The organism is Evtepia sp. (assembly GCF_056797215.1).
Map to the genome: position 1 here is coordinate 1 of NZ_JBQILM010000012.1, position 21,831 is coordinate 21,831.

A 21,831-nucleotide genomic window follows, 5' to 3' on the forward strand; every position below is an offset into this window, starting at 1 on the left:
GCAGCGGAGAAAATGCGGATAAGGAGATAGGCCACGTTGATGAGTTGTATGATGATAGCATAGGACGCGATTTTTTTCAACAAGCGTACATTTTCCTGCTGGAAGGGGGTGGGCCCGATAGAAGCCGGGGCATTGCCTGCGCTGATTTCAAAAATCTTACGAATGTACTGCCATATTTTTGCCGTGAGGACACAGCCAAAGAACATGGAAACATACAGAGCGTAGGTAATCAGGATGGCAACGGGGACAGGCGGGGCAAGCCCTGGCACGAGCACTTGTGTAACTTCAAGGAAAGCGGATGCATCCAACCAGATCGTAGCGGCTGCCAGGACGAAGGCATAGCCAGCACCAAGCCACTGGGTAAGCTCAAACAATGACGAAAATATACGGGCCCAACGGGACATACGTTCAAATCCGAGTTTCATAATGAATCCTCCCTTTTCTCTTTGATGAGGATAGTATAACGCAGGGAGAATCGTATGTCAATAATTTATTATCGAAAAACGATAATAAATTATTGTTTGGCGTAGCAAGAAGAAAAAAGAAAACCTGGCAAGGTGCCGGTAGGCCTCTTGCCAGGTTTTTCAAATAAGCTGTTGTAGGATGTCTCGCAACAGGGGAATATCCTCACTGATGATTTCCCATACAAGCCTTAGATTGACACCGTCGTAATCATGGACAATACGGTTTCGCAGGCCGTACAACTCAGCCCACGGAATTTCAGGATGCGCTTTCGTAAAGTCAGCATCCGCCGTGTGGCACAGTTCACCCATCTGGCTGAGATTAAAGACACAGGCCTCTACCAGCTTGGTATCCGATTGAAAGCTGTTGTAGGTATATCCGTCACAATAGTCTATCAACTTTTGCGTATACCGATGCAGCTTTTGCACCAAGATATTATTTTTCATAAATCGTCACTCCGGTGGAACGAATCTCTTGGTCGATTCGGGACCCTGCCTCAATGTGCTTGATATCAAAGACATCGACTGGCATCCCGGCTGCCTGCCGGACGGCCTCCATAAAGCGAACAAATTGCAGGCCCCGCAGGCTGCTGTCCACCAGCAGGTCCAGGTCACTGTTTTTATCGGAAGTGCCCTTGGCCAGGGAACCAAAGAGAATGGCGCGTGAAATGCCATAGGCGTCAAAGACCGGGGAAAGCGTTGTTCGAACATCAGATAGACTGGAAAGCATGCTCAAATCCCCTCCGTTAAAATCCTCCGCAGTTTGGGCCGGTCCCCTGGGTGGATCTCCCGGATGATCCGGGCGGGCACCCCGGCTACGATGGTGTTGGGGGGCACATCCTTGGTGACCACTGCCCCCGCCCCCACGATGGCCCCGTCCCCGATACACACCCCGGGAACCACGGTGACGCTAGCACCGATCCATACGTTCTTCCCCAGTACAATGGGGGAGGGGTAAGCGGTGGAGCGCTTTTCCGGGTCGAAATCGTGGTTTACTGTGGTGAGGACCACGTTGCTGCCCAGCAGCGCTCCGTCGCCTAAGACGATCCCCCCCTGGTCATGGAAGTGGCAGCCGGTGTTGATGAACACCCGCTTACCCACGGTGATGTGCTTGCCGCAGTTGGTGTAGAAGGGTGGGAAGAGGCGGAAGCTCTTGTCCACCGGCTTGCCGACGATCTGGGAGAAGAGCGCCCGGATTTCCTCTTGGGTGTGGTACTTGCTGTTGAGTTCACAGGTCAAACGCATGGCCTGCTCGTTGAGCTCCCGCATGAACTGATGGAGCTCCCCGCCGCCCTGAATGGGCGTGCCGCTGGACATAAGGCGTAAATACTCCTGTAGATCCATACTAGCCCTCCTTTTTTTCTTAGGCACTGGGAACACAGGAGAGGATCTCACCCCAGAGAGGTTGGGCCGAAGCCCTGGGGGAGAAGCTCCCGGAGACGGTACTTGACAAAGCTGTGATCCTTTTTTGCCACCAGGACCTCTAGCTCCGGGGCGAATTCATAGAGCATCTGCCGGCAGGACCCGCAGGGCCAGCAGTAGTCTGTGCTGTTGCCCACCACCGCCAGGCGGCGGAAGCTTTGGCAACCCTCGCTGACGGCTTTCACCAGCGCTGTGCGCTCAGCACAGATACAGGAGCCGTAGGCGGCGTTTTCCACGTTGCAGCCGGTGTAGACCTTGCCGTCCTCCCCCTCCAAGGCTGCCCCTACGGGGAAGTGGGAATAGGGCACGTAGGCCCGTTCCAGCATGGCAAAGGCCTGCTCTACCAACGCATGGTCGGTCATAGACTGGCACCTCCTTGTTTTGCGTGCTTACTGGATATGGACATGGCTGTTGATGTGGTCGCTGCAATAGCAATAGTAGCCGTTGCAGCGGGAGCAGTAGCGGAACTCCATGCCGGGGTCCGAGGCGTCAGTCTTGCCGCACACGGCGCACTTGTGTAAATACTCCCCCTTGGTCTGGGCGCCCTTGCCGTGGAAATTCACCACCTTGGGGCCGCTGTAGCTGCGGTTGTATTGGTTGCTGTGCCCCGGCCGGGTCTGGGCCCGGTACTGGGCCTGCCGGCGCAGGTTGGAGACGCCATCCACAATGTCGGCGGCGAAGAAGAGCAGGTAGTTCAGCACGGCCACCACCGGGACCAAGGCGTAGAGGGGGTGCCCCGCCAGCATCATCTGAAGAATGGAGATGCCAAAGAACGCCGCGTCAATCCACGCCAGCCACTTGGCCTTGACCGGGATGATGAAGAAGAGCAGGAACTGTAAGTTTGGATACAGGGTGGCAAAGGCGAAGAACATGGACATGTTCACATAGTACATGGACGCCGTACCCAGCAGAAAGCCCAACAGGATGTTCAGCACCACCCCGAAGAGGTAAAAGATGGTGAACTTGTTGGACCCCCACTCCCGTTCCAAGGCGGTGCCGATGAAGTAGTAGAAGTACAGGGTGATGGCGAAGAGGAAGATATTCCGGCTGGAATAGGGCACGAAGATAAACGTAATCAGCCGCCAGACCTGGCCGTGCAGGATGCTGTCCAGGCGGAAGGAGAGCAAGCTAGAGGCAAGCCCCGTTCCTCCCATAGAAAACATGTCCAGCAGGAAAACCACAACACTGCCGATGACGATGTACCGCATCAAGCCGGGGATGCTCAGGCGGGGATGCTTGTGGCAGAACCGATCCAGCCATTGCTGCATAGCGCGCAAAGGGCATGACCTCCTTCGTTGTCAAACGATGATGAAATGGGCACGTGGGCAGGGAATCTATGCCACGTTGCGGGTATTATACCCGTTTTCTGGCGGAAAGTCTAGGGAAAAACTGTGAACAATCGTTGGATGATTGCTGTACCCAGTATTGCGCCCCCTTATATCCTGTACCTCGTTCAGGCGGGACGCCAGGAATGGCGCCAAAACAGTTTCTTCGGCACTTTGCCGGAGCGTTGCGTATTTCTCCCATTATACCCGATCCCGCCGCCCCTGTGCAAGCCCTGGGTTTGCCCGAAAAAAGTGGCGAAAAAAAGCGCTTGCCTTTTTCGGGGGATGGTTGTATAATCTAGCAAGCAGCTGAGGCTGCCTGTAATTGAATACGAGCGCATTTATCAAGAGTGGGTGAGAGAGTTAGCTCCGTGACCCCACACCAACCTGCCCTTGGGCAAGGTGGTTCTGCTAACAGCGATAAGGGAGAGCGCCGCGTCCCGCGAGTGAGGCTTCCTTTGGGTGGCCTCTTTTTTAATGCGTGAAAAATGCAGGCATTTTTCACGGGGATTTCTATAAAAACGAAAGGAGAATATACGTATGAGCATCGTCAAAGACATGTCCTTGGCCGAATCCGGCCGGAGAAAAATCGACTGGGTGCGGGATTTTATGCCGGCCCTGTCCCAGATTGAAGCCCGATTCCAGAAAGAAGAACCCTTCCAGGGGTTGCGGATCGCCGTGTCCGTCCACCTGGAAGCCAAGACCGCCAACCTGGGGTATGTCCTCTCCCAGGGGGGCGCGGAGGTGTACCTCACCGGCTCCAACCCCCTGTCCACCCAGGACGACGTAGCGGCCGGGCTGGCAAGCCTGGGGGTGGAGACCTTTGGCATCTATGGGGCCACCCCAGAGGAGTATGAGGAGCACTTGACCAAAACCCTCTCCTGCCACCCCCACATTGTCATTGACGACGGCGGGGACCTCATCGAACTGCTGGGGGGCAAGTGCAAGGACTATGCCGACTGCCTCCTGGGGGGCTGTGAGGAGACCACCACCGGCATCCTGCGCCTCAAGGCCCGGGAGCGGGAGGGGATTCTCCCCTGCCCCATGATGGCGGTGAACGACGCCAAGGCCAAGCACTATTACGACAACAAGTACGGCACCGGCCAGTCTGTGTGGGATGGCATCATGCACACCACCAACCTGGTGGTGGCCGGCAAGACCGTGGTGGTGGCCGGGTACGGCTGGTGCGGCAAGGGTGTGGCCATGCGGGCCGCGGGCATGGGAGCCAATGTGATCGTCACAGAGATCGACCCCTTCAAGGCCCTGGACGCCACCATGAACGGCTTCCGGGTCATGACCATGGACGAGGCCGCCCCCTTGGGGGACGTATTCGTCACCGTTACCGGCTGCAAGGACGTCATTACCCCCCGGCACTTTGAAAAGATGAAGGACAACGCCCTGCTCTCCAACGCCGGCCACTTCGACTGTGAGGTGGCAGTGGCCGCCCTGCGGGAGATGGCCACCGAGAGCAAGCTGCGCCGGGAGAACATCATGGGCTATACCCTGCCCAATGGCCGCACCCTGAACGTCCTGGCAGAGGGCCGCCTGGTGAACCTGGCCTCCGGCAACGGCCACCCGGCGGAGATCATGGATATGTCCTTTGCCGTCCAGGCCCTGGCGGCGGAGTGGATCAGCAAGCAGACGGGGCTGGAAAAGAAGGTCTACCCCATCCCCGAGAGCATCGATGACCAGATTGGCCGTGCCAAGCTGGCGGCCCAAGGGCTGGCCATCGACACATTGACCCCCGAGCAGGAGAAGTATTTGAATAGCTGGTCAGTGTAAGCAAAGAGCCAAGCCATACATAGCATCAAGTAGGAGGATACCCAATTATGAGCCATAGATTTTTTACCTCGGAGTCCGTGACAGAGGGACATCCCGACAAAATTTGCGACCAGGTCTCTGACGCCATCCTGGACGCCATCCTGGCCCAGGACCCCCTGGGGCGGGTGGCCTGCGAGACCACCGCGTCCACCGGCCTCATCCATATCATGGGGGAGATCAGCACCACTTGCTTTGTGGACTTCTCCAAAGTCGCCCGGGAGACCATCCGGGAAATCGGCTACGACCGGGCCAAGTACGGCTTTGACTGCGACACCTGCGGCATCATCGTCAACATTGATGAGCAGAGCGCGGATATCGCCCTGGGGGTGGACAAATCCCTGGAGGCCAAGGAGGAGGGCGGAGACGGCCTGGACAACGGCGCCGGGGACCAGGGCATGATGTTCGGCTATGCCTGCGACGAGACCCCGGAGCTGATGCCCCTGGCCATCTCCCTGGCCCACAAAATGGCCAAGCGCCTGGCAGAAGTACGCAAGAACGGGGACGCGGCCTACCTGCGCCCCGACGGCAAGACCCAGGTAACTGTGGAGTATGACGAGCACAACCAGCCTGTCCGGGTGGACACTGTGGTCCTCTCCACCCAGCACAGCCCGGAGGTGCAGCTAGATAAGATCCGCCGGGACATGATCGAGCTGGTGATCCGCCCCACCGTCCCCGCCAACCTCATGGATAAGGACACCAAAATTTACGTCAACCCCACCGGCCGCTTCGTCATTGGCGGGCCCCAGGGGGACACCGGCCTCACCGGCCGGAAGATCATTGTGGACACCTACGGCGGCAGCGCTCCCCACGGCGGCGGCGCCTTCTCCGGCAAGGACCCCACCAAGGTGGACCGCTCCGCCGCCTACGCCGCCCGCTGGGTGGCCAAGACCGTGGTGGCTGCTGGCCTGGCCAAGCGCTGCCAGATTCAGCTTGCCTACGCCATCGGCGTGGCCCAGCCGGTGTCCATCCTGGTGGACACCTTCGGCACCGGCACCGTGGCGGACAGCGTCCTGGAAGAGGCCGTGCGCAAGACCTTCGACCTGCGCCCCACCGCCATCATCCGGGACCTGGGGCTGCAAAAGCCCATCTACCACAAGCTGGCCGCATACGGGCACATGGGCCGGGAGGACCTGGGGGTGGCCTGGGAAAAAACCGACCGGGCGGAGCAGTTGAAAGCAGCCTGTAAGTAAAGCAAAGATTAAAGTTTTCGTCCACCTTTTTGAGCCGAAGCGCGGAGCCGTCGCGAACCGGCGCAGCGTGACACCACCAAGGTGGCGGAGTGCAGAGGCAGAGCCTCTGCCGGGTGCGGGCGGAGCCCGCAAAACCCAAGGCTTCGCCTGCCGATGTTCCGCAGGAACGAGGCCCCCATACTAAAAGAGAAAAGGATGTGATGCCGTGGAAATCGTAAAAAACAGCGTCCTATGCACCTGGCTTGCCCCCCTGTGGCTGACCCTGTGCCGGACCTATGACACCAGCTGTGTGGCAAAACTCCTCCGTGGCTTCGCCGCCGCTTGCCGGCGCTGGGGCCAAGGCAGTGCCATGGTGTACTTCCTCAGCCGGGAGGGAAAGCTCTCCCAGGCCTGGGGGGACAGCGGCCTGTGCCGCCTGCTGACGGCCATTGTGAACCTCCCCGTGCGCTTTTTGCAGTTCCTGTACCGCAAGCTGAAGAGCCCCATGGAGGGGAGCTTCTTTGCGGATTTGGGGATTTCCGTGGCGGAGCAGGAGTCCTTCCTGCTGGGCTGGGTGATGCTGGCCATCATGGTCATCCCCTATGAGAAGTGGAGCAACGGCTACAGCTTCGCCATTCTGATGCTGTGTACCTTGCTTCTGTTCTTCACCGGGATGCGCCGCCCTGGCTGGCGCATCGACCTGGCCTCCCTGGGCCCCTGGCTGATGGCGTTCTTCTGCCTGGTCCCAGTGTCCTGGGCCCTGTCCTCTTACCGGGCCCTCTCCACCCGCTTTTTGCTCTACTACATCACCTGCATCCTCTGTGTGGTGATTGTGGTCAGCGTGGTGGAGCGGCGGGAACAGCTGCAACGGCTTATGGGGGCGGCCTCCCTGGCCCTGCTGGTGATGGCCCTGGGGGGCATCGTCCAGCGCATCCAGGGGGTGGAGGTGGACGCCATGATGGTGGACCAGACGGCCAACGCCGGGATGCCCGGCCGGGTCTTTGGCTTTTACGACAACCCCAACGCCTTTGGCTCTGTGCTGCTGCTGCTGATCCCCGTGGCGGTGGGCTATATGCTCTCCTGCCCCGGCTGGCTGGGCCGTTTTCTGGGCTTTTTCAGCGCGGCGGCGGGCTTGATGACCCTGCTGATGACCTATTCCCGGGCCAACTGGGTGGGCCTGCTGGTGGCAGTGTTCCTGTTCCTGCTGCTGTGGAAGCCCAAGCTGGTCCCTGTGGCCCTTGTGGTTGCGGCGGTGGGGGTGTCCTTCCTGCCGGAAACCATCCTCAACCGGGCGCTGTCCATTTTCAACACCTCGGACACCGCCATCAGCAGCCGCTTCCCCGTCTACCAGGCGGCCATTGACTATATCCGTCTCCACCCCATCGTAGGCTGCGGCCTGGGGGTGGAGGCCCTCCGGGAGGCGGTGGCGGATCTGCAGCTCTTCAAGGGCTATGACCGCTTCGTCCACTGCCACAACATCTACCTTCAGGTCTGGTGTGAAATGGGCATTGTGGCCCTCATCGCCTTTGTGGGCGGCATCGTTTGGAGCATCAAAACCGGCATCCGTGCCATGGCCAAGGCCGGCATCCAGTGCCGTATGGCCATCATCGGGGCCAGCGCCGGGGTGCTGGGGGTCATGGTGTCTGGCATGGCGGACTTCCCTTGGAGCTACCCCCGGGTGATGCTGGTGTTCTGGTTCGTCTGCGCCCTGATCCTGGCAGCGGCCCGGCTGGCCCTCCGGGAGCAGGGGGCCCGGGGCGTGGAGGCGAGCCATGAGACTTGATACCCTGTGGAAAGAGGGGGGAGTTACCCTCTCCTTCGAGGTGTTCCCCCCGAAAAAGGACGGGGACTTTGGCTCGGTGGGCAGCGCGGTGGAACAGATCGCCCAGCTGAAGCCCGACTTCATGAGCGTTACCTACGGCGCAGGGGGCGGCACCTCCGACTACACCGCCCAGATTGCGGAGATCGTCCAGCGCCAGGGGGTCCCTGCCCTGGCGCACCTGACCTGCGTGTCCTCCGACCGGGCACGGATTCAACAGGAGCTGGAAAAGCTCCAAAGGGCGGGGATTGAAAATATCCTGGCCCTCCGGGGGGACTACCCAGAGGACTACGACCCCGCCGCCCCCCGGGACTACCGCTACGCCGCCTCCCTGGTGGAGGAAATTCGCGGGTTCGGGGGCTTCACCATCGGCGCGGCCTGCTATCCGGAGGGGCATGTGGAATGCCACAGCCAGGGGGAGGACCTGGTCCACCTGAAGGAAAAGGTGGACCGGGGGGTGGACTTTTTAACCACCCAGATGTTTTTTGACAACAGCGCCCTGTATAGCTTCCTCTACCGGGCCCGGGCCCTGGGGATTACGGTGCCGGTGCTGGCGGGGGTGATGCCCGTCACCAACGCCGCCCAAATCCAGCGCATCCTGCGCCTGTCCGGCACCACCCTGCCCTACCGCTTCCGGATGATCCTGGACAAGTTCCGGGAACGCCCCGACGCCATGAAGCAGGCGGGGGTGGTGTACGCCGCGGAGCAGATTGTGGACCTGGTGGCCAATGGGGTTCAGGGCGTCCACGTGTACGTGATGAATAAGCCCGATGTGGCCAGGGCCCTCAGCGAGAACCTGGCCAAGGTGCTGGGCCGGTGAGCCTTTCCCAGCGGGAGATTGCCCGCTACCTGGGCTATGGCGCCGCCCCCCTCCCGGCGGAGGTGGCGGCGTATGCCCGGCAATGTGAGGCGGAGTTGACGGCGGCAGCCACCCCCCGAAGCCTGGGGCGGCGGCTGTCCCGTTCTCTTTTTGCCGGGCAGAGCCGGGACCTGGACCATCACCTGCGCCACTGCCAGGAGGGCGTCCTCTACGCTGTGACCCTGGGGGCGGAGGCGGACCGCCTCCTGCGCCGCTGGGGAGCCCAGAACATGGCCAAGGCGGCGGTGGGACAGGCGGTGTGCGCCACTTGGCTGGATACGCTGTGTGAGGAGTACTGCGCCGCCCTGCTGCCGGAGCTGGGGCCGGGGGTATATTTGACCGCCCCCTTCAGCCCCGGCTATGGGGACTGGCCCCTGGCAGCCCAGGCCCAGGTGCTTGCCCTCCTGGACGCCCCCCGCCGCCTGGGGCTCACCCTCACCGCCGGGGGGATGCTGGCCCCGGAGAAATCCGTCACCGCCCTGGTGGGGCTCAGTGACCGGCCAGGGGAGCACTGCGGCCAGCGCTGTATGGGCTGCAACAAAACCGACTGCCCCTTCCGGGCGGGATAGATTCCGAGAGAAAGGGGGGCGCTTATGAAGCCCCTGTTAGAAGAACTGAAAACCCGCCGTCTCTACTTCGACGGCGGCATGGGGAGTATGCTCCAAGGGGCAGGGCTGCCAGAGGGCTTGCTGCCGGATGTGTGGAGTGTGGAGAACCCCACGGCGGTGCAGGGGGTCCACCGGGCTTACCTTCAGGCGGGGTGCCGCCTCATCACCACCAACACCTTCGGCGCCACCGCCCCCAAGCTGGCCCCCTACGGCCTCACCCCCGCCCAAGTGGTGACGGCGGCGGTGGAGAATGTCCGGGCCGCTATGGCGGCGGAGGGGGTCAGCGATGGCTATGTCTGCGCCGACATCGGCCCCACCGGGAAGCTGTTGAAGCCCTACGGGGACCTGGATTTTGAGGACGCCGTGGCCCTCTTGGCAGAGCCCATCCGGGCCGCCCAGGGGGCAGGGGCGGACTGCATCCTCATCGAGACCATCAGCGACCTCTACGAGATGAAAGCTGCCGTGGTGGCGGCCAAGGAGAACAGCAGCCTGCCCATTTTTGCCAGCCTGATCTTCGACGGCAGCGGCAAGCTCCTCACCGGGGGTTCCCCCCGGGGGGCGGTGGCCCTGTTGGAGGGCTTGGGGGTGGACGCCATCGGCCTGAACTGCGGCCTGGGGCCCAAAGAGCTCACTGACGTGGCGCAGGCCCTCTGGGCAGACAGCTCCACCCCCCTGTTCTTCCAGCCCAACGCGGGACTGCCCCGGAGCTTGGAGGGCAAGGCGGTGTATGACCTGGCCCCCTCAGACTTTGCGGCCCAGTTGGCGGCCTTGGCCCCCATGGCCACCCTCCTGGGGGGCTGCTGCGGCACCACCCCGGCGCATCTGTCCGCCCTCATCCAGGCCACCCAGGCCATCCCCCTGCCCAAGGTGGAGGAGAAGGACACCCTGTTCATCTCCTCTTACTGCCAGGCGGTGGCCCTGGACGGGAAGGACCCTGTGATCATTGGGGAGCGCATCAACCCCACTGGGAAGAAAAAGCTCCAAGCCGCCCTCCGGGAGGGGGACAGCGGCTATGTCCTCAATGAGGCCTTGAAGCAGGAGGAGGCGGGGGCGCACATCCTGGACGTAAACGTGGGGCTGCCGGGCTTGGACGAACCAGCGGTGCTCACCCAGACCATGGAGGCCATCCAGGCCGTCACCGGCCTGCCCTTGCAGCTGGACAGCTCCGACCCGGTGGCCATGGAACGGGCCCTGCGGCGGTACAACGGAAAGCCCCTTATCAACTCCGTCAACGGCAAGGAGGAGAGTTTGAACGCCATCCTCCCCCTGGTGAAAAAGTACGGCGGGGGCCTGGTGTGCCTGACCCTGGACGATACGGGCATCCCCCCCACGGCGGAGGGGCGGGTGGCCATTGCGGAAAAAATCGTCCAGCGGGCGCAGGCCCTGGGCATCCCCCGGCGGGAGCTGTTGGTGGACGGGCTGACCATGCCCGTCAGTGCCGGGGCGGACAACGCCCAGGTGACCCTGGAAACCCTCCGCCGGGCCAAGACAGCCCTGGGGGTCAAGACGGCCCTGGGGGTGTCCAACGTGTCCTTCGGCCTGCCCCGGCGGGAGCTGCTCAACCAGGCCTTCTTCACCATGGCCTTGGAGCAGGGGTTGGATGGCGCCATCATCAACCCCCTCAGCGAGCCGATGATGGGCGCGTTCCGGGCCTACCGGGCGTTGCAGGGTTTGGACGAGAACTGCCAGGCGTATATGGCCGCCTTCCAAGGGACGGTGGCCCCCACGGCGGCCGCCCCCGCCGCCCCCGCCGCTTCCGCCGCCCCTAGGGAGGAACAGGGCCTCAAGGCATCGGTGTGCAAGGGCCTGCAAGAGCAGGCGGCGGCCCAGGCCAAGGCCCTGGCAGAGAGTGGCCGGGAGATTTTGGACATCATCAACCATGAGCTGGTCCCCGCCTTGGACCAGGTAGGCCAGGGCTTTGAAAAGGGGACGCTGTTCCTGCCCCAGCTGCTCATGAGCGCCGAGGCGGCCAAGGCGGCCTTCCAGCGGTTGAAGGAGTACCTCCCGGCGGGAGAGGGCACCGGGGCCCCCCAGATCCTGCTGGCCACGGTGAAGGGGGATATCCACGACATCGGGAAGAATATCGTCAAGGTGCTCCTGGAGAGCTACCGCTTCCGGGTCCTGGACCTGGGGAAGGACGTGGCCCCGGAGGCCATTGTGGCGGCGGTTCGGGAGCACGGCGTCCCCCTGGTGGGCCTCTCCGCCCTGATGACCACCACCGCGCCTTACATGGCGGAGACCATCCGCCAGCTCCGGGCGGCGGGATTGCCCTGCAAGGTGGTGGTAGGGGGCGCGGTGATCACCGGGGAGTATGCCCAGAGCATCCACGCCGACCGCTACGCCAGGGACGCCATGGAGACGGTACACTATGCCCAGGAAGTCCTGGGGGAGGGGTGAAAAAAGCAAGCCCCCCACGTTTTTTCCCTTGAAGTAGTTGACAGAGAAAATAAATGGTGTTAGTCTCTATAGTTGAAGAAAAGCCCGGTGGCCCGTGGCGTACCCCGCCGGAGGCCGTGGGTCAAAACGGAGGTTTTTCTTCCCGTTAGATTACTAAGAGAGGATCGTGTATCGCAATGAAATCCAACAAAAGCGTTGGGCTGCTCATTATCTTCCTCCTGATCACCGTCGCCTTGTCCATGGGCTTCTTCCCGTCCGTGAACGAGGGCGTGGAGACCGGGATGGCGGGGCTCGTCCCCATGGAGAATTTGGACGGCACCACCCAGACCATTTTTGACGCGGTGAACTACACCAGAAGCATCCACATCCTGGCCATGCTCCTGGTGGGCTTCGGCTTCCTGATGGTGTTCCTCCGGGGCCATGAGTTCTCCTCCCTGACGGCCACCTTCCTGGCGGTGAGCATCGCCATCCCCGTGTACATGGCGGCCAAGAGCTTCCTGCCAGGGGAGTACCAGGTGATGAACATCAGCGGCTTCCTCTTCGCGGAGTTCGCCGCGGCCAGCCTGCTGATCTGCATGGGGGCCGTGCTGGGGCGGCTGAAGATGGACCAGTATTTTATCCTGGCTATCCTGTTCACCGTGGGCTATATCTTCAATGAATGGCTGCTCTTGGAGAGCGGCGTGTTCCGGGGCTTTTTGGACACCGGCGGCTCTGTGGCCATCCATGCCTTTGGCGCTTACTTCGGCCTGGGGGTGGTGGCGACCACGGACCGGAAGTTCAAGAACAAGCCCGCCCCCAAGACCAACAAAGTCAGCAACGAGTTCTGCCTCTTGGGCAGCATGGTGCTGTGGCTGTTCTGGCCCTCCTTCACCAGCTCTGTGGCCTCCCCGGAGCGCACCTACCTGACGGCCCTGAATACCGTCCTGGCCCTGTGCGGCTCCACCCTGGCCACCTACATCTTCACCAAGCTCATCCGTGGGAAGATTGAGGTGGAGGACATTGCCAACGCGGCCCTGGCCGGCGGCGTGTGCATCGGCTCCGTGTGCTCCACCGCCAGCCCCGGGTTTGCCATGTTCATTGGCATCTGTGCCGGTACCCTGAGCACCCTGGGCTTCTCCCTCATCGCCCCCCGGATCAGCAAGCTCATCCGGGGCACGGACACCTGCGGTGTGCATAACCTCCACGGGATGCCCGGCCTGCTGGGCGGCCTGTTCGCCATCGGCATCAACCACAACGTAGGTGCCCAGGTGGGCGCGGTGGTGACCACCGTGGTGGTGGGCCTGATCCTAGGCCGCATCACCGGGGGTATCCTGGGTTTCTTTGGCACCAAGGAGGACACCTACAACGACGAGAGCGACTTCTTCGTGGAAGAGGAAGTGGAGGAAGTCGTGGAGCTGTAAGGCTTCTGGGAACGATAACAGAAACGCCGCCGGGGTTCCGGCGGCGTTTGCTCGTTTGTGCATGAAACAAAATAGGAGGGTTCGTCTGTGAAAGAAGAGTGTTTGATCTGCAAGGCCCCGCTGGAATATCTGGAAATAGACGTCCCCCTGTGGTTTGCCGCTACGCTGCACAGAACAATCAATGTATAGGGAAACGCTGCCCCTTCTTCCCGGCAAAACAGTCGTCGATTTCCCCGTTGCAAAACCGCCACTAAATTGGTATAATAAACTGTAAAACACTAATTTGGGAGAGGAGGAGGGCCGTGCGCCTCAAGACGCTGGAATTGCAGGGATTCAAATCATTCCCGGATAAAACGGTCCTCTCCTTCGACCATCCCCTCACCGCCGTGGTGGGCCCCAACGGCAGCGGCAAGTCCAATATCTCCGATGCCATCCGCTGGGTGCTGGGGGAACAATCGGTGAAGCAGCTCCGAGGCGGGCGCATGGAGGACGTCATTTTTGGCGGCACCCGGCTGCGCAAGCGCCAGGGCTTTGCCCAGGTGTCCCTGACCCTGGACCACTGCAGCGGGATGCTCCCCGATGGCGGCGACGAGGTCACCGTCACCCGGCGGTACTACCGCTCCGGGGAGAGCGAATACGCCCTCAACGGTCAGCAGGTGCGCCTGCGGGATGTCAACACCCTGTTCATGGACACCGGCCTGGGTCAGGAGGGCTACGCCCTCATCGGCCAGGGGAAGATCGACGAAATCCTCTCCGCCAAGAGCACCCAGCGCCGGGAAATCTTCGAGGAGGCCGCGGGCATCTCCCGCTGCCGCCACCAGAAGGAGGAGACAGAACGCAAGCTGGAACGCACCCAGGAAAACCTGCTGCGCATTGGCGACAAGCTAGAGGAGTTGGAACTCCAACGGGCCCCGCTAAAGGAGCAGGCGGAAAAGGCCACCAAATACCTGGCCCTCCAAGAGGAGTTGAAGGTGTTGGAAGTCTCCCTGTGGATGGACAAGCTGGACGGCCACCGCGCCGCCGCCGCCAAGGCCCGGGCCGATTTTGAGGCCGTCCGCCACCAGGCCCAGGAGAGCGCCGGGGCCACCGACCAGCTCTACGCCAAGGCCGAGGCCCTCTCCGCCCAACTGGCGGAGGTGGAGGCCAAGGGGGAGCAGCTCCGGGGCAGCTTGGCCCAGCGGGAGGAGGCCTTGCGGGCTGCCCGCCAGCGCAGCGTGCTGTTGGAGGAGCGCATCCGCCAGAACAAGCAATCTGCCGCCCGGCTCCAAGGGAGCTTGGAAGAGCAGCGCAGCGCCCTGGCGCAGCTAGATGCCCAACTGGAACAGCGCCGGGACCAGGCCCAAGGCCTGGAACAGCGGGAGCAGGCAGGGCGGGATGCCTTAGGCCAAGCCCAGGAGGCCATGCGCCGGGCCCAGCACAGCCGGGCCCAGCGCAACCAAGAGCGGCAGCAGGCCCTGGGCCGCCAAAAGGAACGCCTGGACCAGTGCCGCCGCCTGGAAAAGCAGGCCCAGGAGGCCTGGCTCTCCCGGCGCATGGAGGCCCAGGCGCTGGACGACCGCTTGTCCATGCTCTCAGAGCTGTCCCGGGTCTATGAGGGCTACACCAAGGGGGTCAAAACTGCCATGTCCCAGGCCCGGCGGGGTGGGCTCCATGGGGTCCTGGGCCCGGTGGGGGAGCTGTTCCACACCGATGCCCGCTACACCGTGGCCCTGGAGACCGCCTTGGGTGGGGCGTTGCAAAACCTGCTGGTGGAGCACGAGGAGGCCGGTAAGGCTGTTTTACAGTATTTGAAGAGACGAGACGGCGGACGGGTCACCTGTCTGCCCTTGACCGCCCTGCGCCCCGCAATTTTGCGGGAGGAGGGCATAGAGAGAGAACCGGGCTACCTGGCCATTGCCGCTGATTTGGTGGACTGCCCGGAAGCCTGTAGAAAAGCCGCCCAGTCCTTATTGGGCAGGACGGTGGTGGTGGAGGCCTTGGAGGACGGGGTGCGCCTGGCCAAGAAGCGGGGCTACCGCTTCCCGGTGGTCACCCTGGACGGGGAAATCCTCCGCCCCGGGGGCTCCATGACCGGCGGTTCCGTGAACCGGCGGGGGGGCGTCCTGTCCCGCAGTGCCCAGGAGGAGAGCCTCCGCCAGGAGCTGGCCCAGGCCCAGGGGGCCTTGCGCCAGAGCGAAGCCGCCTTAGCGGATGCCCGTACCGCCACCCAGGCGGCAGCGGCAGAGCTGGAAGCGTTGGAACAGGCCCCGGAGGCCCCAGAGCTTCAGGAGGGGGCGGAGGACAACGAGCGGTTCAGCGCCCTCCGGGCGGAGCTGGCCAGTGTCCAGGCAGAGCGGCGCAGCTTTGCCCTGCTGCTGGAACAGCTCAGCGCCCAGCGTTCCGCCGCCGCCAGCGCCCTGCACCGAGATGAGGGGGCCTTGGCAGTCTACGGCCAGGAGAACCAAGGGCACCAGGAGGAATTGGCCCAGCTGGAAGCCCAGGCAGAGGCCTTGGAGGCGGAACGGCAGGGGGTGGCCCAGGCCCTGGGCCGCCACGCCGCCGGGAAGCTGGAACTGGAACGCAGCCGCAGCCAGACGGAGCGGGAAGCCCGGGAGGCCAACGAGGCCCAACTGCGCCTCCAACGGGAGGCCGCGGCCCTGGAACAGAAAAAGCTACAGGCGGAGATGGAGGAAAAGCGCCTTCTGGACCGCCTGTGGGACGGCTACGGCCTCAGCCACCAGGCCGCCCAGGCCATCCGCGTCCCCCTGGAAGGGCGGGACGCCAACGCCCAGGTGGGCCGCCTAAAGGAGGCCATCCGGGCCCTGGGGCGGGTGAACCTGGGGGCGGTGGAGGAGTTCCAGCGGGTGGAGGAGCGCTATACCTACCTCTTTGGGCAAAAGACCGACGTGGAGACCGCCCGTCAGGAGCTGGAAGGGATCATCGCCGGGATCACCCAGGAGATGGAGGATATCTTCCGCCAGGAATTTGCAAAAATCCAGACGGCCTTTTCCGCCAGTTTTGTCCGCCTCTTTGGCGGCGGCCAGGGGAGCTTGGCGTTGGAGGACCCGGAGGATGTACTCAACTGCGGCATTGACATCCAGGTCCAGCCCCCGGGGAAGAGCCTGCGGACCATTAGCCTGCTCTCCGGCGGGGAACGGGCCCTGGTGGCCATCGCCTTGTATTTTGCCATTTTGGAGGTCCACCCCACCCCCTTCTGCGTGGTGGACGAGGTGGAAGCCGCCCTGGACGAGGCCAACGGCCAGCGCTTCATCCACTGCCTGCGCTCCATGGCCGGGGCGACCCAGTTCATCCTGATCACCCACCGCCGCTCCACCATGGAGGGGGCGGATGTGCTCTACGGGGTGACCATGGAGCACCAGGGGGTGAGCCAGGTGCTGATGCTGGACCTGGCCCAGGCGGAAGCCCTGCTGGGGAAGAAGCAAGACTAGAAGGGAGACCCTATATGGGATTTTTCGATAAGATCAAGAAGCTGAACGTATTTTCTGCCTTTTCCGCCATCGACGAGGACTTCTATGAGGAGTTGGAGGAGGGCTTGATCCTCTCCGACATGGGCATGGACGCCGCCTTGGAGGCGGTGGAACAGCTTCGCAAGCGGGTGAAGGAGGAGAAGCTCCGAGAGCCCGAGGCGGTGAAAGACTGCCTCCGGGGCCTGCTGGCGGAGATGCTCAACGTGGGGGAGACGGAGCTAGACCTCTCCGGGACCCCGGCGGTGGTGCTGATGATCGGCGTCAACGGCGCGGGGAAAACCACCACCATTGGCAAGCTGTCCCAGCGGTTGAAAGGGGAGGGCAAGCGGGTCCTCCTGGCCGCGGCGGATACCTTCCGGGCCGCCGCCGCCGACCAGCTGTCCGTCTGGGCCGACCGGGTCCAGGTGGATGTGATCCGCCATGAGCAGGGCTCTGACCCCGCCGCGGTGGTCTTTGACGCCATGAACGCCGCCCGGGCGAGACGGGCGGACGTGGTGCTGGTGGACACCGCCGGACGGCTCCACAACAAGCAGAACCTGATGAACGAGCTGAACAAAATCCGCCGGGTGGTGGACCGGGAGTGCCCGGAGGGGAGCTGTGAAGTCCTGCTGGTGCTGGACGCCACCACCGGGCAAAACGGCCTCATCCAGGCCAAGCAGTTTGGGGAGAGCGCCGGGATCACCGGCATCGTCCTCACCAAGCTGGACGGCACCGCCAAGGGAGGCATCGTCCTGGCCATTGCCCGGGAGCTGGGCCTGCCGGTGAAGTTCGTAGGCCTGGGGGAGGGCGTGGAGGACTTGCAGCCCTTCGACGCCCAGGAATTTGTCCAGGCATTGATTTGACCAAATGAGAACGAGAAGGAGGCGACAGCCATGCGCGCTGTGCTCGCCAGCCAGAACAAGAAAAAAATCGCGGAGCTCCAAGCCATCTTAGGGGAGCTGGGGGTGGAAGTCCTCTCCCAGCAGGAGGCGGGGGTGGACCTGGAGGTGGAGGAGACCGGTACCACCTTTGAGGAGAACGCCCGCCTCAAGGCCCGGGCTGTGATGGAGGCCACCGGCCTGCCCGCCATTGCCGACGACTCCGGCCTGATGGTGGACGCCCTGGACGGCGCCCCCGGCGTGTACTCCGCCCGCTACGGGGGGCCAGGGCTGGACGACAGCGGCCGCTGGCAGCTCCTGCTGAACAATATGGAGGGGCAGACAGACCGGGCCTGCCGCTTTGTCTGCGTCATCTGCTGCGCCTTCCCCGACGGGGGGGAGCTGATGGCCCGGGGGGAGTGCCCCGGCGTGGTGGCCCAGGAGGCCCAAGGGGCCGGGGGCTTCGGCTATGACCCGGTATTCTACCTGCCCCAGCTGGGCAAGACCATGGCGCAGCTCTCCCCTGAGGAGAAGAACGGCCTCTCCCACCGGGGACAGGCCCTGCGCAAGTTTCAGAAAGAATGGGAGAACGCACCCTATGGAATTGACAAGTAAACAGCGGGCCCAGCTCAGGGCGCTGGCCAACGGCCTGGACACCATTGTCCACATCGGCAAGGACGGCCTGGGGGATAACCTGGTCAAGCAGGCCAACGAGGCCTTGGAGGCCCGGGAGCTCATCAAGTGCCGGGTGTTGGAAAACGCCATGCTCACCCCCAAGGAGGCCTGCCAGGAGCTGGCCCGCCGCACCCGCAGCGAGCCGGTGCAGGTGATCGGCACGAAATTTGTCCTCTACCGCCACAGCCACCGCAAGGACCGCAAGGACCCCATCGTCCTGGTGAAGGCGGCGAGAAAGCCATAAAGAGACAAGACACACAACTATCACAGAAACAAAGCAGGTGAGACGGAACGTGAAAATTGGAATCTATGGCGGGACCTTCGACCCGCCCCACCTGGCCCACATGGCGGCAGCCCGTGCGGCGATGGACCAGCTAGAACTGGACCGCTTGTTGATCATCCCCGACCAGGAGCCCCCCCACAAGGGCTTGCCCGCCGACGCCGCCAGCCCCCAGCAGCGCTTGGAGATGGCCGACCTCATGGCCGACGGCCTGGGGCCCAAGGCGGAGGCATCAGACCTGGAACTGAACCGGGAGGGCAAGAGCTACACCGCCGACACCTTGGAGCAGCTCCACCAGAGCTTCCCCGGGGACGAGCTGTGGCTGCTCATGGGCACGGATATGTTCTTGACCATTGAGAACTGGTACCAGCCCGAGCGGATTTTCCAGTATGCCGGGGTGGCCGCCTTTTCCCGGAACCACGAGGACACCGGGGAGATGTTCCAGGAGCAGAGCGAAAACTTGGAGCGGCGCTTCCACGCCCGCACCACCATCATCGACCTGCCCCAGGTGATGGAGCTGTCCTCCCGGGACCTGCGGCGGATGCTGGCGGCGGAGTGGAACGGGGGCAATGTGGACCCCGGCCAATTCCTCTGGACCCCGGTGTATGGCTACATCCTGCGCCAAGGGCTCTTTGGCACCCAGGCGGACATGAAGCAGCTGAGCGACAAGCACCTCCGGGCGGTGTCCTACTCCATGGTGAAGGCCAAGCGCCTGCCCCACATCAAGGGCACCGAGGAGACCGCCGTGGCCCTGGCGAAGTTCTGGGGCGAGGACCCAGACCAGGCACGCCGGGCGGCCATCCTCCACGACTGCACCAAGTATTGGACCCTGGAAGAGCAGCTGGCGGCCTGTGAGAAATACAACGTGTACTTAGACCCCATGGAGCGGGAGGGGGTCAAATTCCTCCACTCCAAGACCGGGGCCGCCCTGGCCCGGCATGTGTTCGGGGAACCGGAGAAGGTATGTGACGCCATCGACTGCCACACCACCGGGAAGCCGGGGATGAGCACCTTTGACAAAATCCTCTACCTGGCGGACTACATGGAGCCCTCCCGGGACTTTGAGGGGGTGGAGGAGCTGCGCCGGCTGGTGTGGACCGACCTGGACCGGGCCATGGTCCTGGGCCTGGAAATGACCATGGAGGAGCTCAAGGAGAAGGGCGCCATTGTCCACCCCAATACCCTGAGCACCCGGGATGAACTGAGGGGGCGGCTGTCATGAAGCGTTTTTCCGAAGAGGAATCCCGGCAGCGGGAACGGGAGGAACGCTCCCGCCAGCGCATCCAGCGCCAAGGCTACCGGGAGGCCCAGCACGGCCAGCGGGACGAGGGGAGATACCGGGGGAGCCGGGAGGCACCCCGGCAGCGCCGCCGTTCCGGGGATAATTATGATATGTATGGCTACTACGCCGACTATGCTGACCGGAAAGAAAAACGGGGCAAAAAGCGCAAGGTCTGGCTGATTGTCCTGCTGGTGCTGGCGGTGATCGTAGCCGGGGCCCTGGTGGCCCACAAGGTCCTGGTCCGGCCCCCGGAGGTGCCCGGCACCACCCAGGCCAACAGCGAGGGCATCCACCCCGGCTTGCTGGGGGCGGGACGCAAGGAAGGGGTGTACACCTTCCTCCTGGTAGGCCGGGACGACGGCGGCGGGGGGAACACCGACACCATCATGGTGGGCTGTTTCGACACCCAGCAGGGCACCCTGGATGTGCTGAGCATCTTCCGGGACACCCTGGTGGACGTGCCGTGGGAGATCAAAAAAATCAACTCCGTGTATAACCGCAACGGCATTGAAGGCCTTCTGGACGAGGTGAAAGACCTCATCGGCTACAAGCCCGACTATTACTTCGTGGTAGAGCTGGACGCCGTGGAGGAGCTGGTGGATGCCATTGGCGGGGTGGACTACGACGTGCCCTACAACATGGACTATGAGGACTTTACCCAGGACCTATATATCCACTTCCAGAAGGGGCAGCAGCACCTGGATGGAGAGGACGCGGTGCGCCTGCTGCGCTGGCGCAAGAACAACATGGGCGAGTCCCTCTCCGTGGGGGATATCGGCCGGGTGGAAGTCCAGCAGAGCTTTTTGAAGGCCGTAGCCAGCCAGATGGTGCGCCTGGGGAACCTGCCCAAGCTGCGGCAGATTGCCAGCATCGTGGACAAGAACCTCACCAGCAACCTGAACTATGGCGAGATGATCTGGTTCGGGGAAAAGGCCCTGGGGATGGCCACAGACGGCATCCGCTTCCACAGCCTGCCAGGGGATTACACCGGCAGCGTTTGGAGCAACACCTATAAGAATTACCAGTCCTATGTGTTCGCTGACGCCGTGGGCCTGTTGGAGCTGGTGAACCAGTTTATGAACCCCTACCTGACCCAGATCACCACAGAAATGCAGCACGTGATCACCGGTTCCGACGTGGGCCGCACCGGAGGCAACGCAGCGTCCAGCGGCGGCAGCCACGATGAGTCCAATGTGGGGACCTCCGACGTGGTGGGCACCGGGGACGCGGCGGGGAACAATACCTCCAATTCCACCAAGCCCAGCCCGAAGCCCCCGGAAAATGAACCGGGCAGCAGCGGCAGCCAGGGCAGCGGCAACGAGGGGAACAACGGCAACAACAATGGCAGTGGAAACAACAATGGCGGCGGGGACAACAACGGCAGCGGCAACGAAGGCAACGGCGGCAGCGGCATTGAGAGCCCAGACCCGCCAGAGCCCCCCACCCCGCCGGACCCGCCCTCTGAGCCGTCCCCGGACCCCGCCCCCCAGCCCCCGACGGGGCCCTCCGGCGGCGGCGGAACAGAGGGTGGCAGTGAGACATGAGAAGGACCGCCACCATCGCAGACACCGCGATGAGAAAGGAAGGATAGCTATGACACCGAAAGAGATGGCACTGCTGCTGGTCCGGGCCCTGGACAGCAAGAAGGGCCAGGACATCCTCCTGTTGGAGACCGATGGCCTGACCACCCTGAGCGACTACTTCGTCCTGTGCACCGGCACCTCCGCCCCCCAGTTGAAAGCCCTGGCAGACGCGGCGGAGCGGAGCATGAAGGAGAACGACATCCTCCCCCACCATGTGGAGGGGCACCGGGGCGGCACCTGGATTCTACAGGACTATGGGGACGTGGTGCTCCACCTTTTCTCCCCAGAAGCCCGGGAGTTTTATGACCTGGACCGCCTGTGGCAGGACGCCAAGAAGGTGGATATCAGCGATGTGCTTACCGGGGGTAAGCAGTGGATACCACAACAATAACGATTGAGGAAGCGT

The 21,831-nt window shown here is 63.0% G+C and carries 20 protein-coding genes and 1 riboswitch; of the genes, 14 read left to right on the top strand and 6 right to left on the bottom strand.

What is annotated here, in order from left to right; all coding sequences use genetic code 11:
- From ACTOZL_RS04040 to ACTOZL_RS04065, 6 genes are all read right to left on the bottom strand, one after another.
- Positions 1 to 425, bottom strand: a 425-nt coding sequence (locus ACTOZL_RS04040; RefSeq protein ID WP_482476804.1) for a hypothetical protein, incomplete at its 3' end; no start/stop codon positions are given.
- A gap of 159 nt (positions 426 to 584) precedes the next feature.
- On the bottom strand, positions 585 to 908 hold the full coding sequence (locus ACTOZL_RS04045; RefSeq protein WP_482476805.1) for a HepT-like ribonuclease domain-containing protein: 324 nt from the start codon (positions 906 to 908) through the stop codon (positions 585 to 587).
- Entirely contained in the window at positions 898 to 1,191 is a 294-nt protein-coding gene (locus tag ACTOZL_RS04050) for a nucleotidyltransferase family protein (protein WP_482476806.1), read from the bottom strand. The genes ACTOZL_RS04045 and ACTOZL_RS04050 overlap by 11 nt, the downstream gene beginning before the upstream one ends.
- A 2-nt stretch (positions 1,192 to 1,193) precedes the next feature.
- Positions 1,194 to 1,805, bottom strand: a complete 612-nt coding sequence (locus ACTOZL_RS04055) for a DapH/DapD/GlmU-related protein (RefSeq protein ID WP_482476807.1) — start codon at positions 1,803 to 1,805, stop codon at positions 1,194 to 1,196.
- 47 nt (positions 1,806 to 1,852) lie between these two features.
- Positions 1,853 to 2,245, bottom strand: a complete 393-nt coding sequence (locus ACTOZL_RS04060) for a cytidine deaminase (protein WP_482476808.1) — start codon at positions 2,243 to 2,245, stop codon at positions 1,853 to 1,855.
- 27 nt (positions 2,246 to 2,272) lie between these two features.
- Positions 2,273 to 3,151, bottom strand: a complete 879-nt coding sequence (locus ACTOZL_RS04065) for a rhomboid family intramembrane serine protease (protein ID WP_482476846.1) — start codon at positions 3,149 to 3,151, stop codon at positions 2,273 to 2,275.
- 395 nt (positions 3,152 to 3,546) lie between these two features.
- A riboswitch (SAM riboswitch) is annotated at positions 3,547 to 3,635 on the top strand.
- Between the two features lie 113 nt (positions 3,636 to 3,748).
- Here ACTOZL_RS04065 and ACTOZL_RS04070 point away from each other — a divergent pair.
- From ACTOZL_RS04070 to rsfS, 14 genes are all read left to right on the top strand, one after another.
- Positions 3,749 to 4,990 carry an adenosylhomocysteinase gene (locus tag ACTOZL_RS04070; protein WP_482476809.1) on the top strand — a complete coding sequence of 414 codons (1,242 nt, stop codon included), beginning with the start codon at positions 3,749 to 3,751 and terminating at the stop codon, positions 4,988 to 4,990.
- A 47-nt stretch (positions 4,991 to 5,037) separates the two neighbouring features.
- A complete protein-coding gene (metK, locus tag ACTOZL_RS04075) occupies positions 5,038 to 6,219 on the top strand; it encodes a methionine adenosyltransferase (protein WP_482476810.1) in 1,182 nt (393 codons plus the stop codon).
- Positions 6,220 to 6,424: 205 nt separating this feature from the next.
- A complete protein-coding gene (locus ACTOZL_RS04080) occupies positions 6,425 to 7,981 on the top strand; it encodes an O-antigen ligase family protein (RefSeq protein WP_482476811.1) in 1,557 nt (518 codons plus the stop codon).
- Positions 7,971 to 8,837, top strand: a complete 867-nt coding sequence (locus tag ACTOZL_RS04085; protein ID WP_482476812.1) for a methylenetetrahydrofolate reductase — start codon at positions 7,971 to 7,973, stop codon at positions 8,835 to 8,837. Before ACTOZL_RS04080 ends, ACTOZL_RS04085 begins: the two co-directional genes overlap by 11 nt.
- Positions 8,834 to 9,445, top strand: coding sequence for a hypothetical protein (locus ACTOZL_RS04090; protein WP_482476813.1), 612 nt, complete (start codon positions 8,834 to 8,836; stop codon positions 9,443 to 9,445). The genes ACTOZL_RS04085 and ACTOZL_RS04090 overlap by 4 nt, the downstream gene beginning before the upstream one ends.
- Before the next feature lie 24 nt (positions 9,446 to 9,469).
- Entirely contained in the window at positions 9,470 to 11,881 is a 2,412-nt protein-coding gene (locus tag ACTOZL_RS04095; RefSeq protein WP_482476814.1) for a homocysteine S-methyltransferase family protein, read from the top strand.
- 176 nt (positions 11,882 to 12,057) lie between these two features.
- The gene (locus ACTOZL_RS04100) at positions 12,058 to 13,281 is read left to right on the top strand and encodes an ammonium transporter family protein (RefSeq protein WP_482476815.1); all 1,224 of its coding nucleotides are present in this window, start codon (positions 12,058 to 12,060) and stop codon (positions 13,279 to 13,281) included.
- Between the two features lie 302 nt (positions 13,282 to 13,583).
- Positions 13,584 to 16,709, top strand: coding sequence for an AAA family ATPase (locus ACTOZL_RS04105; protein ID WP_482476816.1), 3,126 nt, complete (start codon positions 13,584 to 13,586; stop codon positions 16,707 to 16,709).
- A 14-nt stretch (positions 16,710 to 16,723) separates the two neighbouring features.
- Positions 16,724 to 17,590 carry a signal recognition particle-docking protein FtsY gene (gene ftsY, locus ACTOZL_RS04110; protein ID WP_482476817.1) on the top strand — a complete coding sequence of 289 codons (867 nt, stop codon included), beginning with the start codon at positions 16,724 to 16,726 and terminating at the stop codon, positions 17,588 to 17,590.
- A gap of 30 nt (positions 17,591 to 17,620) precedes the next feature.
- Positions 17,621 to 18,220, top strand: a complete 600-nt coding sequence (locus ACTOZL_RS04115) for an XTP/dITP diphosphatase (RefSeq protein WP_482476818.1) — start codon at positions 17,621 to 17,623, stop codon at positions 18,218 to 18,220.
- Positions 18,204 to 18,524: a YhbY family RNA-binding protein gene (locus ACTOZL_RS04120; RefSeq protein WP_482476819.1), complete on the top strand. Its 321-nt coding sequence runs from the start codon at positions 18,204 to 18,206 to the stop codon at positions 18,522 to 18,524. The genes ACTOZL_RS04115 and ACTOZL_RS04120 overlap by 17 nt, the downstream gene beginning before the upstream one ends.
- Positions 18,525 to 18,573: 49 nt before the next feature.
- A complete protein-coding gene (gene yqeK, locus ACTOZL_RS04125) occupies positions 18,574 to 19,782 on the top strand; it encodes a bis(5'-nucleosyl)-tetraphosphatase (symmetrical) YqeK (RefSeq protein ID WP_482476820.1) in 1,209 nt (402 codons plus the stop codon).
- The gene (locus tag ACTOZL_RS04130) at positions 19,779 to 21,386 is read left to right on the top strand and encodes an LCP family protein (protein WP_482476821.1); all 1,608 of its coding nucleotides are present in this window, start codon (positions 19,779 to 19,781) and stop codon (positions 21,384 to 21,386) included. Before yqeK ends, ACTOZL_RS04130 begins: the two co-directional genes overlap by 4 nt.
- A 49-nt stretch (positions 21,387 to 21,435) precedes the next feature.
- Positions 21,436 to 21,816, top strand: coding sequence for a ribosome silencing factor (gene rsfS / locus ACTOZL_RS04135; RefSeq protein ID WP_482476822.1), 381 nt, complete (start codon positions 21,436 to 21,438; stop codon positions 21,814 to 21,816).
- Positions 21,817 to 21,831: the final 15 nt, after the last annotated feature.